This is a genomic window from Acinetobacter sp. YH16051 (genome assembly GCF_013417135.1).
GTDB lineage: Bacteria > Pseudomonadota > Gammaproteobacteria > Pseudomonadales > Moraxellaceae > Acinetobacter > Acinetobacter towneri.
This window is the reverse complement of the sequence record NZ_VPEN01000002.1, coordinates 227971-244995: the sequence shown is the minus strand read 5'-3', so window position 1 is coordinate 244995 and position 17025 is coordinate 227971. Positions and strand designations below refer to the sequence as shown.

Sequence of the window (17025 nt, the reverse complement as noted above, 5' to 3'; positions counted from 1 at the left end):
TCGGAACAGGTCAATGCCATTTTGACAAATCTTATTGTCAAAATGGTAAAACAAGTCAGCCAGCCGAAATAGCTGTTTAAAAATATTGAAGGTTTAATACTCACTGGCAGCAATCAATTGACGGGTATATTCTGTTTGCGGATGGCTAAATAACTGTACAGTATCTTGAAATTCCATGACTTTCGCTTGATGCAGCACCAACACTTTTTGACACAGTGCTTTCACCACTTGCAAATCGTGGCTAATAAACAAATAGCTCATCTGTTCTTGCTGCTGCAAACGGCGTAACAGCTGCACGACAGCACGTTGCGTGGTACGGTCTAAGGCAGAAGTCGGCTCATCCATAATTAACAGTTTAGGACGCAGCACCAACGCGCGTGCTAATGCAATCCGTTGTCGTTGCCCACCCGACAATTCATGCGGATAGCGTTGTTTAAAACTCACAGGCAATTCCACTTTGCTTAGAGCTTCATCAATGCGCTGGATGATTTCAGGCTTGGACAATTGTTGCAATGCCAAACCCTCACCAATGGTTTGCTCCACATTTAAACGTGGATTTAAGCTGCTAAACGGGTCTTGAAATACAATTTGAAACTGCTGACGTAAGGGACGCAATTGGCGTTCATTCAGTTGATTCAGATCTTGCCCAAGTAGTTCAATTTTTCCCTCACTTTCAATCAATCGTGCAATTGCAAGTGCCAATGAACTTTTACCCGAACCACTTTCACCGACAATACCAATAGATTGACCTTGCGGAAGTTGCAAGCTTAACGGCTCAACCGCAACCACATAATCTTTAACCCGATTCAGCAAGCCTTGTTTAATCGGGAATTTCACAGCAACCTGCTCCAACTCCAAAATGGTCGGCAACTCATCAACCTGCAAAGCTTCACCAAAATCATGATTCAACAAGTTTTGGGTATAGGCTTGCTGCGGTCTATTAAAAATATCTGCCACACTGCCCTGTTCTTCGACCCGCCCCTGATTCATTACAATTACCCGATCTGCATAGTGTTTGACTAAATTCAAATCGTGGCTGATCAAAATCATGGCCATATTACGACGCACTTGCAGGCTTTTTAATAAATCCAAAATCTGCGCCTGCAAAGTCACATCTAAAGCCGTAGTTGGTTCATCAGCAATTAAAATATCGGGATCGAGTGCCAACGCCATTGCGATCATCACTCGCTGACGTTGCCCCCCAGATAATTCATGTGGATAACGCTTTAGTTTTTCTTCAGGCTGTGGAATGCCGACATCTGCAAGTAATTGCAGCACCCGGGCACGCGTTTTTTCTTTGCTCCAACCTTGGAGTAATAAACTTTCACCAATAATTTTTTCCACTCGATGCAACGGATTTAAAGCCGTCATTGGTTCCTGAAAAATCATGGCAATTTTTTGACCACGAACTTGTCGCAATTGTTGCGGTTTAAGGCGAAGTAAATCTTGTTCTGCAAAGACTGCCTGACCTTGCACCTGTAAATGTTCGGGCAATAAACCCAGCAATGCCAAACTACTAATAGATTTTCCAGAACCACTTTCACCAACCAAAGCAATGGTTTCGCCTGCATGCAGCTCAAAGTTTAAATCGTGCAATAAAACCTGTTGCTGCTGAATACGCAGATGACTGACTGTTAGCAATACTGCAGGCTGTGATGCAGTTGAAGAATTAACGTCTTGGATCGAATGCATCACGGGTCGCCTCCCCAATATAAATTAACAAGGACAGCACAATTGCTAAGGTAAAAAAGCCTGACAATGCCAACCACGGTGCATTTAAATTATTTTTACCTTGTAACAACAACTCCCCTAAAGATGCTGCATCGGGCGATAAGCCGTAACCTAAAAAATCCAGTGCGGTTAAAGCTGTAATATTGGCGGTTAGCATAAATGGCAACTGCGACAAACTCGAACTCATGGCATTGGGTAAAATATGCCGAAACATAATGGTACGATCGGTTACGCCTAAACTTCGCGCTGCACGGACATAGTCAAAATTTCGGGCGCGTAAAAATTCTGCTCGAACCAAGCCGACCAGTGTCGTCCAGCCAAATAACAGCATAATCACAAATAGCCAATACACACTTGGGGTAAACATGCTGACCAAAATCATCACCATGAACAGCATCGGTAAACCGCCCCACACCTCTAAAACGCGCTGACCAATTAAATCGACCCAGCCGCCATAGTAGCCCTGAATTGCCCCGACCAAAATGCCCAAAGCTGCCGATGCAAAAGTCAATGCAAAGCCAAATAACAACGATACACGCAAGCCATATAAAATTCGCGCCAACACATCGCGCCCTTGGTCATCTGTACCTAGCCAATTTTGTGCAGTTGGTGCAGAAGGTACAGGAACGGCCAAATCTAAATTCGGGGTCTGGTAAGAAAACTCAATGAGCGGCCAAACTGCCCATCCTCGGTCTGCAATCAGTTGTTGCACCACTGGGTCTTTATAATCTGCTTCGGTTTCAAATACACCGCCAAAGGTCGTTTCAGGATAAGCCTTGAACACTGGCAGATATAAAGATTGCTCATATTTGACCAATAACGGTTTATCATTGGCAATCAGTTCTGCCGCCAAAGACAACACAAAAATAATGATAAAGACAATGAAACAACCCAAACCCAATTTATTCTGTTTAAAACGCTGCACACGCGCCTGCATGATCGGTGACATTATTTTGCCCCTCGCGATTCAAAACTAATACGTGGGTCAATCACCTGATATAACACATCGCTGATTAAGCGTAGAATTAAGCCCAATAAGGTAAAAATAAACAAAGTGCCAAAAATTACAGGATAATCACGCTGTACAATCGCCTCAAAACCAAGCAGGCCTAATCCATCCAAATTAAAAATAATTTCGATGAACAAGTTCCCGACAAAGAAAATACCCACCAACGCTTCGGGCAAACCTGCAATTACAATTAGCATGGCATTACGAAACACATGCCCATATAACACACGCGATTCGGTTAGACCTTTAGAACGTGCCGCCAACACATACTGCTTGTTTAATTCTTCCATAAACGAGTATTTGGTGAGATAAGTCAGCCCTGCAAAACCACCAATCACCATCGCCAATAAAGGCAAAGTTATGTGCCAAAAATAATCGGTAATTTTTCCCCACAGACTTAATTGTGCAAAGTTCTCAGACACCAAACCCTGTAAAGGAAACCACTGAAAATATGAACCACCCGCAAAAAATACAATCAGCAAAATAGCAAAGGCAAACGCAGGAATGGCATAACCGACTGCCAACAAAATAGAAGTGGCTTTATCAAACAACAAGCCATGCTGACGGGCTTTTTTAATGCCTAAAGGAATAGAAATTAAATAAATCAGCAAGGTGCTCCATAAACCTAAAGATAGCGATACAGGTAATTTTTCCCATAACAATTGGGTCACAGGTTTATCTTTAAAAAAGCTGGTGCCAAAATCGAACTGCACATAGCTGGTGAGCATTTGCCAAAAGCGTTCATGTGCAGGTTTATCGAATCCATATTGCGCTTCGATTTTTGCAACCATTTCATCACTTAAACCTTTAGCACCTTGATAATTGCTGCTATTGGAGGTTGCAGCAGTTTCACCGCCTGTCGCCCCCATGCCCTGAAAGGCTTCGGCTTGCTGAATCGCCTGTTCGACTGGACCGCCCGGTGCAATTTGAATCACCACAAAGTTAATCAATAAAATGAAAAACAAGGTTGGAATAATCAGGAGCAATCTTTTGAGTATGTATGTGCCCATGTACTTACCTTTTGGCAATGTTCTGGTTTATCGCAAACACTGTCATGCTTGAGTTTTAAAATCGTTATTGTTGACGTAAATAATGTGCAACTTTCTTGGCTTGGGCAGCATCACTCCACCAATAATCAATTCCTGCCGATAGTTTAGGTTTGATGGCGGGCTGACGATACATATTCCAATAGGCATACCAGTTTTCACCTTTGCCATAGGTTGGAATTTGATAATACCCCGCACGCAATAAACGATCCAAAACTTTGGTACGCACAATCAATTGTTCACGATTAGGCGCACGAATCAACTGTTGTACCACCTCATCAATTACTGGGTTTTTAATGCCTGCGTAATTATAGTTTCCTGGTTGATCTGCGGCAGCACTACTCCAAAGCTGTGCTTGCTCATTGCCTGGACTTAAAGATTGCGGCATGACACTGGTGGTCATATCAAAATCGGCACGGCGCATGCGTTCAATATATTGCGGCACATCGACATGCCGAATATTTACCGTAACGCCCAGACGTTTCATATTGCGCACAAAAGGCACTAATGTGCGTTGCAAACCATCCTGATGGATTAAAAATTCAATTTGAATGGCTTTGCCTTTGGCATCGACCAATTTACCTTGCTGAAAACGATAACCCGCTTTCAAAAGCAATTCACGGGCTTTAAGCAAGCCGTTACGGTTAAAGCCACTGGCATCAGTCACAGGATACTGCCAATTTTGCAATACGCCTTGGCGTTGAATAGGATGCAGCTTGGCCAAATAGGGTTTTAAAACAGACAATTCTGCGGCTGAAGGTGTGCCTTTGGCTTCTAATTCACTGTTAGAAAAATAACTTTGCAAACGGCGATATTGCCCATAAAACAAGGCTTTGTTTTGCCATTCAAAATCATAAGCGTAGGTTAAAGCCTGCCTAAAACGAATATCCTGAAACGCATGTCTGCGGGTATTAAAAACAAAACTTTGGGTCGGAATTGGGTTTTGGTGCTGAAATTTATGCTTGACCACCATGCCCGCATTCACAGCAGGAAAACGATATTCAGTGACCCATTTTCGTGCGGTATATTCTTCATGCAACGTGTATTGCCCCGACTTAAACCCTTCGAAGGCAATATCCAGATTGCGATAATAAACATACTTCAGGCGGTCAAAATTATAGCGCCCTTTATTTACGGGTAAATCTTTGCCCCAATAATTTGGATTACGCTTATAAGTAATGCTGCGCCCTGCATCAATCCGCTCAATAAGATACGGCCCTGAACCTAAAATCGGTTCTAGTGTGATGCGGGTAAAGTCACGCTTTTGCCAGTCTTTTTTAGAATAGATTGGCATTTGCGACAAAATCAGCGGCATTTCTGCATTGTTAGTGGATTTAAAACTGACTTTAACCTGATGCTTAGACAAGACCGTGGTTTTATCTAAATCGGATAAATACATTTGCAAACCTGGATTAGACTTGGTCTGAAAAGCATCAAAACTGAATTTCACATCATCTGCTGTAACTGGGCTGCCATCACTAAATTTAGCTTTAGGATTTAAATGAAAAATGACAAATGCAGTTTGCTTGGGGTCATAGCTGACTTTTTCTGCCAATAAGGGATACATCACCCCCGGCTCATCTAAAGAACTGCTCATGAGTGAATCGAATATAAAACTCACCCCATCGGTTGAGCTGCCCTTGCCATTCATGTCATTTAAATTATCAAAAGTGCCATTACTGGCACGAATTAAATCGCCACCTTTGGGCGCTTGCGGGTTGGCATAAGGCATAGCCGAGCGCCCCACATACTGAGGCTGGCTATGTACGGCAATATAGGGCGTGGTTTGTAACGCAGCCCATCCAAACTGCGGCAAGACCACACAACCTAAAATACAGCCCAGATATTGATGTGTCTTTTTTATGGCAAATGACATGCACACAGCTCCTTGTGCAGTATTCCTGAGGATGCCGTCAAAACATGACATCCTCAAGATTAAACTTTACAGATTCGGGACTTTAATCACATCGCCAATACGCAATTGAGTATTTGGCTGCATATCATTTAAATCTGCCAATGCTTTGGTGTCGATGCCATAACGACTGGATAAGCCAATCAGCGTATCCCCACGTTTCACTTTATATTCAGTTACGGTTTTGGGAACTTGAATATTTTGTCCAATGCGTAAACCTGAACGTGGCGTTAAGTTATTTAAACTCGCCAATTCTGCAACCGACACACCCACACGGCTGGCAATCGAATTTAAAGACTCACCACTTTTAACGGTATAAGTTTCGGTGGCTTTACTACTGCTGCTTTTCGCAGCACTTACGACCTCTGTTTTTACTTCATTTTTTGCAGCGCTGGCATCGACTTTTAAGCGCTGTCCAATGCGGACATTGGCAGTATGTGAAAGATCATTCAGCTCTGCCAAATAATTCAATTGCAATTTATATTGGCGCGCAATACTGCTTAAAGTTTCCCCTGCTTTGACCACGTGAATATCATTGGTGGTTTCAGCCACCGCTTCAACTTGGGCTTTTTTCTCAGGAACATCCCCCGTGAGTTTAAGAATTTGTCCTGCTCTTAAACCACTGTTACGGCTTAGATTGTTTAAGTCTGCAATATAGTCTTGGCTGAGATTATATTTTGTCGAAATCGCCGATAAGGTATCGCCACGTTGTACCGTATAACGCTCAGGCACATTGACACCTGCAGGCACTTTGAGGGTTTGACCAATGCGCACACCGCTTTGCGTGCTTATATTATTTAAACTGGCGAGCTCTGCCAAAGAAATTTTGGCTTGGTTGGCAATGCTCGATAAAGTATCACCACGCTGTACTTGGTAGTTTTCAGTCGAATAGTTTGGCTCTGCTGCTTTTGTTTCTGACTTACTGGCTTCAGCTTTGCTCGCTTCCGTTTTTTGTGCAGTCACTTCATTTACAGGCACATTAATGCGTTGCCCAACCAATAAGCTACTGTTCGCGTTTAAACCTGGAGTTAAATCAGCCAATTCCTGATTTGACAAGGCATAACGGTCTGCAATCAGTTTTAAGTATTCGCCACGCTTCACTACGTAAGTTTTGGTTGCGATTTTTGCAGCCTGTTCTGCGGCTTTTTTGTCGGCTTCTGCTTTGGCTTTAGATGCAGCCGTTTCTTTTAAACTTAGACGCTGCCCTACAAATAAGCCACTGGTGGTGCTTAAGTTATTAAAATCTGCCAATTGTTTTACAGTTAAACCAAACTGACTGGCGACACCTGTTAAGGTATCATTGGCTTGCACCACGTATTGCTCAGGCATGGTTTTTGGCTTAGCAGGCTCTGCCTGTACTTGTGGCTTGGCGTCGTATAAATAAATACTGGTGCCCACATACAAAGTTGCATCTGGAGCAATTTGGTTCCACTTGGCAATATCACGCCAGTTCAAGCCATTTTTCATGGCAATACTGGCCAAGGTGTCCCCCGCTAACACGGTGTACGTGGTACGTTTGCCTTTTGGTGGTACGACCACCACTTCAGACTCCGTACGCACATAATTCTTACCTTGGTTACGCTTTGCTTCTTCTGAATCTAGGCGCGTATTTTCTGCCACACTTTTCGGGTAAGCAAAACCTTTGGTTAATTCTTTACCTTGCTGCTCTGCAACAGACAGACTGGTCTGAATAGCGGTCAGCTTAATTTTTCCATCGTATGGATCAACAATTTCAGTGCCTTGAGGCGCAATTTGTTTTAACTCAGCCACAAGTTGTTCTTGTTCTGCTTTAGAAGCCACAGGCTGCAACACTTCTTCTACAGTTTTATTGCTACCTTCTGCCTGCACTGCTGCAAGAATTTGCTCACGCTCAGTATTGGAAATTGGTGGTTCAATCCGCACAGGCTGAATATTGGCAGCAGGTGTAACAGCAACAGGAATACGCGGCGCACTTGGAATATCGCTACCCGCAGCAAATGCTGCCAAAGCGTCCGAACCTTGTGGCGTACGTGACAAACGTGTAGGCGTAGTCGTTGCTGGTTTTGAAACACTGGCTGTAGTCGATGCTGTGCTTGGTGTAGTGGTAGTTGTGACTGCCGTAGAGGCAGCAGGCTTGCCTGTAGTCGTTCTGGTTGTTGTACTGGTCGTTAACGCAGGTGGCTCAGATTTAGATGGTGTAATGGTCACACCAGAAGATGAAAACGATGGTGTGTTGCTGCTATTGCTTGCCCATAAACCGCCACCACCTTGTAGTTTTTTCAATCGTGCATCGACTGTTGGGCTTAAATCTGCAGGAATCAAAATACGCATTGGACTTTGGGTGTCAATCCGATCCCCACGATGTCCAGGGTTAAGCGAATACAGTTCGGCACGGCTGAGACCGGTAATATTGGCCACATCATTTAAATTCACCGCGCCTACATTAATTTCACGGAAGTGTGGACGGTTGGCAATTGGGGGTAAAGACACGCCATAAGCATGCGGGCTTTTAATAATTTGTGCTACCGCCAAGAAACGCGGCACATAGTTCATGGTTTCTTGCGGCAGTTTTAAAGACCAATAATCGGTTGGTAAACCTGCAGCTTTATTGCGGTTAATGGCTTGTTGAATACGACCCGGGCCTGCGTTATAAGCCGCCAATGCCAATTCCCAAGAACCAAACTGATTATACAAACTGCCCAAAAACTCATAGGCAGCACGAGTCGACTCCACGACATCTCGGCGACCATCGTACATCGAAGTTTGTTTTAAGCCGTAAATACGCCCTGTACTTGGAATGAACTGCCATAAACCTGCGGCAGCTGCGCTACTGGTTGCTGCAGGGTCATAGGAACTTTCAATCACAGGTAACAACGCCAATTCAGTTGGCATACCACGACGTTCAGCTTCTTTAACCGTGTGATACAAATAACGTGACGCACGCGCACTTAAACGATCCAAATACGGTTGACGTGAAATAAACCAGCCTCGCTGCGCTTCAATACGTGGGTTCCAATGGTTTAAATCCATTTTGAAACCAACGGTCATACGCTTCCAGACATCACCGTGTTTTAAAATTAATAAACGGTCACCTTCTACCGCGCGCATATCGGTTGCAGAGAGTAAATCTTCCAGAGCATCTAAAGTACTGGCATCTAAATAACCCGAACCGACCTGACTTGAAGTGAGTGGCTTGCTCGCACCCTGCGTCGAGCTACAGCCCATCATCAAGCCAAGGGCAGCCAATGCTGAACCTAAAACTGTAATTTTTAAAAATGAAGGTAAAGTCGGCTGCCACATGCGCGTGGTTGGTTTATACATAAAAAAATCCAAACAACTCGTATATAAATTATTTTTTAGACTTGCCATTGTAGTAGAGCTAGACAACGACACAAGGCATTAATTTAGCGCGTTTCGTCTATAAATGTTACAAGAAATTAAAAAATAGACAGGATTTACACGTCTAAACCGAATTTGCGATATACAATAGCTTTTCATTTTGATTTATTTTGCACAACCTGCGGATCTGATTTATGTCTCAAACAATCACTTTATATGTTGATGGTGCTTGTCGTGGTAATCCTGGCTTGGGTGGCTGGGGTGCGTATATTGTTACCGAACAAGAAGAACATAAATTATATGGTGGCGAAGCTCAAACCACCAATAACCGTATGGAATTGACTGCAGCGATTGAAGGCATTTTATTTTGCCCAATGGATGCCAAGCTGATTATTTGGACTGACTCCAATTACGTCAAACAAGGCATTACCGAGTGGATTCACGGTTGGAAAAAGAAAAACTGGAAAGATGTCAAAAACCCTGACCTTTGGCAAAAATTAGATGCGGTCTGTCAAGGTCGTGAAATTGAATGGCACTGGATTAAAGGTCACGCAGGACATGCAGGTAATGAAATGGCAGATCAACTCGCCAATGTGGGTGCAGATCAAGTCAGCAAAATGTTAAAAACCGCAGACTCAAACCCAACCCTCAATGCAACCTTAATCACATCGGCAGTAGACATAGCAGAACATGATAAAAAAAAAGCGGAATCTGACTGGTTGCTCGATGACCCGTTTGGTTTTGATTTAATGGGCGATGATGCCGAGGTTGAAACAGAAGATATGCAAAATACGCTTCAGGAAGCTCATCAGGCAACCGACACGGAACTCGAAATCGGCGCATCTGTTCATGTCATTGAAGCAGAAACCAACGTGCCTGCAACTGAATCAACCATTACAGATGAAACTGAAACAGAAAAAACCAATCCATCAGCTCGCGTTGACGTAGTGAACACAACTCAATTGCATCCGCATATTGTGGTCACCCCTGCCACAATGGAGCTACACGGCCCGCGCCAACTGATTCTGGATACCGAAACCACAGGTTTTTACTATCAAGATGGTGACCGAATTATTGAAGTCGGTGCGCTGGAAATGATTAACCGTAAACTCACGGGCAGTTCCATCCACATTTATATTCAGCCTGAAAAACTGGTCGGTGAATCAGAAAACATTCACGGTATTTCAGATGAGTTCTTAAAAGACAAACCCAAGTTTGCCGAAATTGCCGATGTGCTGTATCAATATCTTAAAGGTGCAGAAATTATTGCGCATAACGCCACCTTCGATATGAACTTCTTAGATATGGAGTTCAGTCGTGCGGGGTTGGGCAATTTGTCCGAAGTATGCGAAGTGACCGACTCACTGCTCATGGCAAAAAGTAAGCATCCTGGGCAAAAAAACTCACTCGATGCGCTCGTCAGACGCTATGAAATTCCTGCGCGTGACCGTACGTTCCACGGCGCATTACTAGATGCTGAAATTCTAGCCGATGTTTACTTGGCAATGACTGGCGGACAAGTCGCCTTTGATATGGATGCTCTGTCTGCAAGCGAAGAACAGCAACGTCAAAGTGATCGTTTAAGCATTGATATTGATCTTGCTGTGATTCTGCCATCAGAAGAAGAATTGGCTGCACATGAGAATTGGGTCAAACAATTTGAAGAAAAACACGGTAAACCTTGCTTTTTTGCCAAATAAAATCTACGAGTTTTGTAATTTTATGTATTTAAAGATTTGCCAGTTCAGTTATAGTTAAAGCAAATAGGACTTTGTGTATTTTGCAAAGAACCAACAAACAGATAAAACACTAGGAAAGGTGCAGATCCATGTCTTACCAAACCTCTATACATTTTGATCCAACTGCCTTACTGATAATAAAAAATGAGGTTGATAATTCTATCAAACTGGTTGAATCCGCAGTAAGCACCTTAGCAGAAGATCAAACTTTGCCTTTTGGGATTGATGATGCACTGAATCAGTTTGAACAGTGTGCTCAGGTTTTAGCCTTAATTGATATGGAAAGCTTGGCAAAAATTGCGCAATACTCAGCAGAGCTGATGCGTAAAATTATGGGGAATCCAAGCAATATCAACACGCTGGAAGTCATTGCACTTAGCGAAGGCACCACCATGCTCAAGCGTTATATTGAGTTTATTTGCCTACGTGAAGTTAAAATTCCACAATTCCTACTCGACACTTTAAACCGTTTAGAATTGGCATTGGGTAAACCATTGACTCAGGAAGGTCAGCATATTGAAACTTTATTGGACTGCATCACTCCAAGTTTCCAATTGCCGCAAGTGCCTTCTTTAGAAAAGTCGGCTTATGTGCATCGCTTATATAAACTGTCATTACATAAGCTGCTCAAGCAAGAAGAATCTGCCATGGATCTTCAAGCGATTAAACTGGTAGGAACGTATTTGGCAGGTTTGGCAGAACAACATCCGAGTCAGCAATATTGGGGCTTAGTACACGTTGCCTTTAACCATATTGATAACTTGTTGTTGAATGAGCCACGTTTGCGTACTTTTATTAGTATTGAGCACAATATGCGTCAATACTTTGCTACGCCAGAAAGCTTTACCGCCAGCTTGTCTGATCTTGCGAATGTGTTGAGCCTGTGTATTAGTCAAGAAGATGAAATTTCTCAACATATTCGCAGTCAAATGAATATTGGTGAAGACTTACTCACCGACATGCAGCTCCAAGTATTCAGCCGTCATTTATATGGTCCAGATTTTGACACCATGCATACCATTAGCGATTTGGTCACCACAGAAATGACACAAATTCGCAATGATATTGAATACAACTATCAAAACATGAGTCCTGAAAAAACGCTGGAATTACAAGGCAAATTAACAGAGTTAGCAAACTTGTTTAAAGTCTTGAACTTAAATGAAGCGCATTTGGACTTACAACGCCAAGCTGAATCATTAAGCCGTCCTGAATTACTCAAAGATGAAAACTTTGCCCAGCAATTAATGAACGTGATTTTATCGGCCATGAACTCAATCGGTGTGCTTGAACGTCACCACACCTCTAGCCGTTTGCAGTTACGTGTGAATAACATGAACATTTCGCTAGATCGTTTAGATGAAGCACACGAAGCCTTGCTGACTGAAACCAAGTTACTGATTGACTTAATCACGCAAACACTGACACAGTACCTACAAACTCAAAGTGTTGCAGATTTAGAGCATACTTCAGCGCAAATTCGTGAAGTTGCAGGGGCAATGTTGTTCTTGAATGCTGAAAGTGGTCAAAAAGCACTGAAAGTATCTGCAGATTTTGTGCATGCACAAGTTGAAGCAGGGCAAAACTTAACAGCTGAACAGGTCAACAATATCTTAGATACGCTTGCCAGTGCAGATATGCTGATTGACAATTTAAAGAACAAACAACCTGTTCTGCAAAGCATGTTTAAGGTAGCATTGGACAGTAGTAAAAAATTGAAAACTGTAGCCTAATGACTGAACTCTCACTTGCATATATTTTTCAGCAACAACAACTTTTGGTCGATGAAAACTTCCAATTACCACGTGTGGAAAAGTTGGCAAGTGATTTAAGTTTTAGCTCGGGTGATCAAGTGATTGCCCGAGATCTGCTTGAAGATGAATCCATTCCTGAAGGCTTTCAACTGGTGCCTATCCGACAACTTTTACAAGTCTGGAACACCCAACAGTTTGAACAAGCCAGCCGTGCTATTCAGTTACTCGAATGGCGTCGCAACCACAAATTCTGCAGCCATTGCGGTCATAAAACCGAAGTCCATGCGACTCAATATGCCATGGTCTGCCCAGCTTGTGGCTATCACCAATATCCGCGCGTAAATCCATGTGTCATTACCGTGATTACTCGTGGTGAAGATGAAGTCTTATTGGCGCGTAATGCACGCAATAAACTGCCCATTTACGGTTTAATCGCAGGCTTTGTTGAAGTGGGTGAAACACTCGAAGAAGCAGTACGTCGTGAAACTTTTGAAGAAGTTGGCGTACAACTTAAAAATATTCAGTATCTTGCCAGCCAGCCGTGGCCTTTTCCAAGTAACTTAATGATCGCCTTTAAAGCTGAATATGCAGGCGGTGAAATTCAGTTACAGGAAGAAGAAATTCGTGATGCACAGTTCTTTAAGTTTGATCAACTGCCTGATATTCCATTTAAAGGCAGTATCGCCCATGCCATGATTATGCATGTGACCCAAGGCACGCCTGTGGCAGATGACACCAAAGCTTGGCTATAAGTCTAATTCGCAATCTTGCATTTAAAAAACCGTTGCACCCCATAAGCTGCAACGGTTTTTTTAATTACCATTTTCCACAGAAGATCAATCAACATCACGCATCTTTAAGTGCCTGATCTAAAGCACGCATAATTTGGCGTTTGGTCGCAAAGAAACGACTAAACAAACTCGACACCGATGCCATAACACTGACATGCCCTGTTTTTGGAATGACAATAATTTCACTATGATTGCCATATTTCTTTAATACGTGGTCGAAGTCTGTGGCATTACTTGCCCCCACAATTTGATCTTTTTCTGCCACCAATAAATAGTGTTTGACTGAATTCGGCTCCACAAAATAATACGGCATCACATCCTGATACGGCACCTCTTGATCAAAGGCATCGGCACATAGCGGATCATCCTTATAATCAAAATGATAAGGCCCTGCCAAACCAATAATCGCACGAATGTGATCTTTACAGCTTAAAGCATAGGGCTGGGGATGGTACAACAAGGACATCACATTAAATGCCCCAGCCGAATGTCCCATCAATACCACCTGTGCCGTAGAAATACCCAGTTTGTGTTGCTGCTGAGTCAAGTAATTCAGTGCAAGAGTTAAATCATCAATATAGGTGGGAAAAATATGCTGTGGCGCGAGTTGATAGTTCATCACCGCAACATCAAAGCCTTCTTTTGCAAAAGCTTCGCCCACAAAACGATAATCCTGCTTATCGCCACGTGACCATGCCCCACCATGCACAAACACCATGAGTGGACGCTGCGGGCGTGGTGTTATGGTGCGGTACAAATCCAAACGATGCCGTGCGCGTAAACCATAAGCAATATTGCTTTGAACGGTATAACCCTGACGTGGCGTTAAACGGTTCAGCGCATAGCTGCCCAAATCATACAGGCGAAATTCTTCATAAATACGTTTCGCCTGTTCTAAAGTTTTATTCAGTTGTTTAAACCAGTGTTCCACATTATTGAACATGTGTCGGTTCAACCTGATCTGGGTCAATCGCGACTGGCGTTTGTGTTTCTGGAGCAACCATTGGGCTGACAAAGTTCGCATTGTTGCTCGGTTGTAGCTCAATATTATCAATCAGGGTAATAATTTTAGTGACATTGCCCACTTGTTGTAGCACTTGGTTTAAATCCTGCAATTCTGCATTGTTTAAACGTCCCATCACATACAACACACCATCTTCGGTATGAATACGCACTTTGCTGTCTGACACCACAGGTGCTTTCATAATCAAACCACGGGTATTTGCAGTAACCGTGGTGTCCTGCATAATGGTGCTATAGCTGATTTGATTACCCACTGTAATATAATTGTGGATGGTTTTTACATCACTCATGGCACGCACATTGTCTTCTGCCAACTGTTTTAAATGCGCGTCAGGCACTTGCCCTGTCAACAACACATTGCCATGAAAACTTTCTATATTGACACGTGATTGTTTAAAACGTGAATCCAGTTTATATAAATTAATTTTTGCAGTACGTTCAATAGAGTTATCTATAAACACTTGCCCAAGTGAGCGTGCACCACTTTCTGTACCCACTGGCGCAGTGCCTGTGCCACTTGAAATAAAACTTGCACAACCCGATAAACTTGCTACACACAGCAAGGTCACTGCAATACGCTTGAACACTCAGCAAGACTCCTATTATTTTCTTTCAATTCTGGCTTGTGCTGTGCATTTCATCCTTAGATTTGCACGATCAACAATACACCGACTGATGCTTTTGCTTTAAATTTCACTCAAAGATTAATCAAGTCTGCATCAAAAGTAAAAGCATTTTCAATCCATTGCAAATCATACGGGAATTTGGAAAAGTCTTGCTGTACTGTTTTTGCAAATTGCTGAGAAAAATCAAAGCAAATCACATCAAAACGACAATAATATTCTGAATAGTGTGGATATTCTGTTAAAAACTGCATGGCGGTTTTCATAATTTTACGCTGCTTAGATGCAGACACCACTTCGTAGGCTTTGCCATAGCCAGTTTGCGAACGCGCTTTAACTTCTACAAAAATCAGTTGTTCTGCTTGAATAAAAATACCATCTATTTCACCAAAAACACTGTGATAATTCTGCTCCAGCATACGCCAACCGTGTTGATGTAAATATTGCCAAGCCGTCTGCTCTGCCCATGTGCCAATGCTTTGCTGCAGTGTTTTTTGATTCATGCTATATCCGATTTTTTTTATTTTGTTATGGTGCGCAATCGTAGTATTCGCTGAAGTGCGATGACGCGAGTTTCACACGCCAGACTGCAATTCAGGTAGAATAAGCGCTTGGTCTGTAACTTGTATCAGACGCAAGCCAATACTGCTGTTGTTTCGTGTTCCATCATTTTTATTTTAGTTTGCTATTTCCCACGGAGAAAACTCAATGAGTGCCCAGTTATTTGTTGTTGCTACCCCAATTGGTCACTTAGATGATATGAGCTACCGTTCAATTGATGTGCTCAAATCGGTCAGCCTAATTGCCGCTGAAGATACCCGCACCTCTGCACAATTAATGAAACATTTTAATATTTCAACTCCGCTTACAGCCTGCCATGAACACAACGAAAGCAACAAGATTGATATTTTAGTCCAAAAATTACTCAATGGCGAAGATATTGCGCTCATTAGCGATGCAGGTACACCACTGATTAGCGACCCAGGTTTTAAACTGGTTCGTGCAGCACAAGCCAATGGTATTCGTGTGATTCCTGTGCCGGGTGCATGTGCAGCCATTGCAGCGCTCAGTGCGGTTGGCTTACCAAGTGATCGCTTTAGTTTTCAGGGATTTCTCGCTTCTAAACAGTCACAGCGATTACAACAACTTGAAAAGCTAAAAGATGAAACCCAAACCCTGATTTTTTATGAAGCACCACATCGAATTTTAGATTCAGTCAAAGATATGGCTGCCGTGTTTGGTGCAGATCGCCCTGTTGGCTTTGCCCGTGAAATCACCAAAACCTTTGAAACCATTAAAAAAATGACTTTAGGTGAATTGGCTGAATTTATCGCAGCAGATCATCATCAACAAAAAGGTGAAATTGTATTGGTGGTGGGGGGAGCGAGCGAAGAAAAAGACATGGAACAAGAAAAATTAGATCAATTATTGCAGCGTTTGTTGCAAGATTTATCGGTAAAAGCAGCATCACAATTGGCGGCTGATCTAACAGGGATTAAAAAGAAAATTGCCTATCAACGTGCGTTGGAATTAAGCCAAGCAGCTGAATAAGCCGATTGAGCAATAACAGTGATGACGATCATCGCGCATAAAAAAAAGCATCACCCTTTATACAAGGTGATGCTTTTTTATGTTGAAGGTATAAGCATTAGAGCAGCCTGCATAGTAAGCATCCCGCCCTAACTCACTCAACAGTTCAACGAATAAATTCAATCAACAAGTTCAGCAAGCACGTTCAACAGATTAGTCGCGCGCAGACTCATCTGGTGGCACTTCGGTAATTTTTCCGCCACGCGCCAAGAATGCAGCCACTTCATCTTCCAATGCCTGACGCTGTTTTAGTTTGGCAGTTACAGTGAGAGTTTCTGCTTCTGCAAGATCACCATCTACAGCACCTTCTTCTGATTCTGCTGCACCTTTTTCAGCCGCTTTCGCTTCATCTTCGTCTACAGTTGAATCTTCTACATCATCGTAATCGTTCATGTCCGTCATCTTAATCTCCCCACAAATGACTTCAATTTAGTCCAAGTGAAAACTGGTTATGAATTACGATGAAATTTAGCAATCTCTTGGCCTTTC

At 42.8% G+C, this 17025-nt stretch carries 13 protein-coding genes; 4 read left to right on the top strand and 9 right to left on the bottom strand.

The window, feature by feature from the left end:
* Nucleotides 1–93 precede the first annotated feature (93 nt).
* From FTV41_RS02965 to FTV41_RS02945, 5 genes are all read right to left on the bottom strand, one after another.
* On the bottom strand, nucleotides 94–1692 hold the full coding sequence (locus tag FTV41_RS02965) for an ABC transporter ATP-binding protein (protein ID WP_179996132.1): 1599 nt from the start codon (nucleotides 1690–1692) through the stop codon (nucleotides 94–96).
* On the bottom strand, nucleotides 1670–2680 hold the full coding sequence (locus tag FTV41_RS02960; protein WP_179988923.1) for an ABC transporter permease: 1011 nt from the start codon (nucleotides 2678–2680) through the stop codon (nucleotides 1670–1672). The genes FTV41_RS02965 and FTV41_RS02960 overlap by 23 nt, the downstream gene beginning before the upstream one ends.
* Nucleotides 2680–3750, bottom strand: coding sequence for a microcin C ABC transporter permease YejB (locus FTV41_RS02955; RefSeq protein ID WP_096902176.1), 1071 nt, complete (start codon nucleotides 3748–3750; stop codon nucleotides 2680–2682). Before FTV41_RS02955 ends, FTV41_RS02960 begins: the two co-directional genes overlap by 1 nt.
* A gap of 64 nt (nucleotides 3751–3814) precedes the next feature.
* A complete protein-coding gene (locus tag FTV41_RS02950) occupies nucleotides 3815–5662 on the bottom strand; it encodes an extracellular solute-binding protein (RefSeq protein WP_004972660.1) in 1848 nt (615 codons plus the stop codon).
* A 66-nt stretch (nucleotides 5663–5728) separates the two neighbouring features.
* A complete protein-coding gene (locus FTV41_RS02945) occupies nucleotides 5729–8998 on the bottom strand; it encodes a LysM peptidoglycan-binding domain-containing protein (RefSeq protein WP_179996077.1) in 3270 nt (1089 codons plus the stop codon).
* 212 nt (nucleotides 8999–9210) lie between these two features.
* On the opposite strand from FTV41_RS02945, the gene dnaQ reads away from it, so the two are divergent.
* The 3 genes from dnaQ (at nucleotide 9211) to nudC (ending at nucleotide 13261) form a co-directional block, all read left to right on the top strand.
* On the top strand, nucleotides 9211–10716 hold the full coding sequence (gene dnaQ, locus FTV41_RS02940; protein WP_179996076.1) for a DNA polymerase III subunit epsilon: 1506 nt from the start codon (nucleotides 9211–9213) through the stop codon (nucleotides 10714–10716).
* Between the two features lie 128 nt (nucleotides 10717–10844).
* Nucleotides 10845–12488 carry a chemotaxis protein gene (locus FTV41_RS02935; protein ID WP_179996075.1) on the top strand — a complete coding sequence of 548 codons (1644 nt, stop codon included), beginning with the start codon at nucleotides 10845–10847 and terminating at the stop codon, nucleotides 12486–12488.
* Nucleotides 12488–13261 carry an NAD(+) diphosphatase gene (gene nudC, locus FTV41_RS02930; protein WP_096902169.1) on the top strand — a complete coding sequence of 258 codons (774 nt, stop codon included), beginning with the start codon at nucleotides 12488–12490 and terminating at the stop codon, nucleotides 13259–13261. Before FTV41_RS02935 ends, nudC begins: the two co-directional genes overlap by 1 nt.
* Before the next feature lie 94 nt (nucleotides 13262–13355).
* Here the strand turns inward: nudC and FTV41_RS02925 are convergent, their stop codons facing one another.
* The 3 genes from FTV41_RS02925 to FTV41_RS02915 all read right to left on the bottom strand — a co-directional run bounded on the left by FTV41_RS02925 (nucleotide 13356) and on the right by FTV41_RS02915 (nucleotide 15449).
* The gene (locus FTV41_RS02925) at nucleotides 13356–14243 is read right to left on the bottom strand and encodes an alpha/beta hydrolase (protein WP_096902167.1); all 888 of its coding nucleotides are present in this window, start codon (nucleotides 14241–14243) and stop codon (nucleotides 13356–13358) included.
* Nucleotides 14233–14910: a BON domain-containing protein gene (locus tag FTV41_RS02920; RefSeq protein WP_004972649.1), complete on the bottom strand. Its 678-nt coding sequence runs from the start codon at nucleotides 14908–14910 to the stop codon at nucleotides 14233–14235. The genes FTV41_RS02925 and FTV41_RS02920 overlap by 11 nt, the downstream gene beginning before the upstream one ends.
* Nucleotides 14911–15020: 110 nt before the next feature.
* Nucleotides 15021–15449: a YraN family protein gene (locus FTV41_RS02915; RefSeq protein WP_004972647.1), complete on the bottom strand. Its 429-nt coding sequence runs from the start codon at nucleotides 15447–15449 to the stop codon at nucleotides 15021–15023.
* Nucleotides 15450–15654: 205 nt separating this feature from the next.
* Here FTV41_RS02915 and rsmI point away from each other — a divergent pair, with 205 nt between their 5' ends.
* Entirely contained in the window at nucleotides 15655–16497 is an 843-nt protein-coding gene (gene rsmI / locus FTV41_RS02910; protein ID WP_179991266.1) for a 16S rRNA (cytidine(1402)-2'-O)-methyltransferase, read from the top strand.
* A gap of 192 nt (nucleotides 16498–16689) precedes the next feature.
* Here the strand turns inward: rsmI and FTV41_RS02905 are convergent, their stop codons facing one another.
* Nucleotides 16690–16938: a hypothetical protein gene (locus FTV41_RS02905; RefSeq protein ID WP_004972644.1), complete on the bottom strand. Its 249-nt coding sequence runs from the start codon at nucleotides 16936–16938 to the stop codon at nucleotides 16690–16692.
* Nucleotides 16939–17025 lie beyond the last annotated feature (87 nt).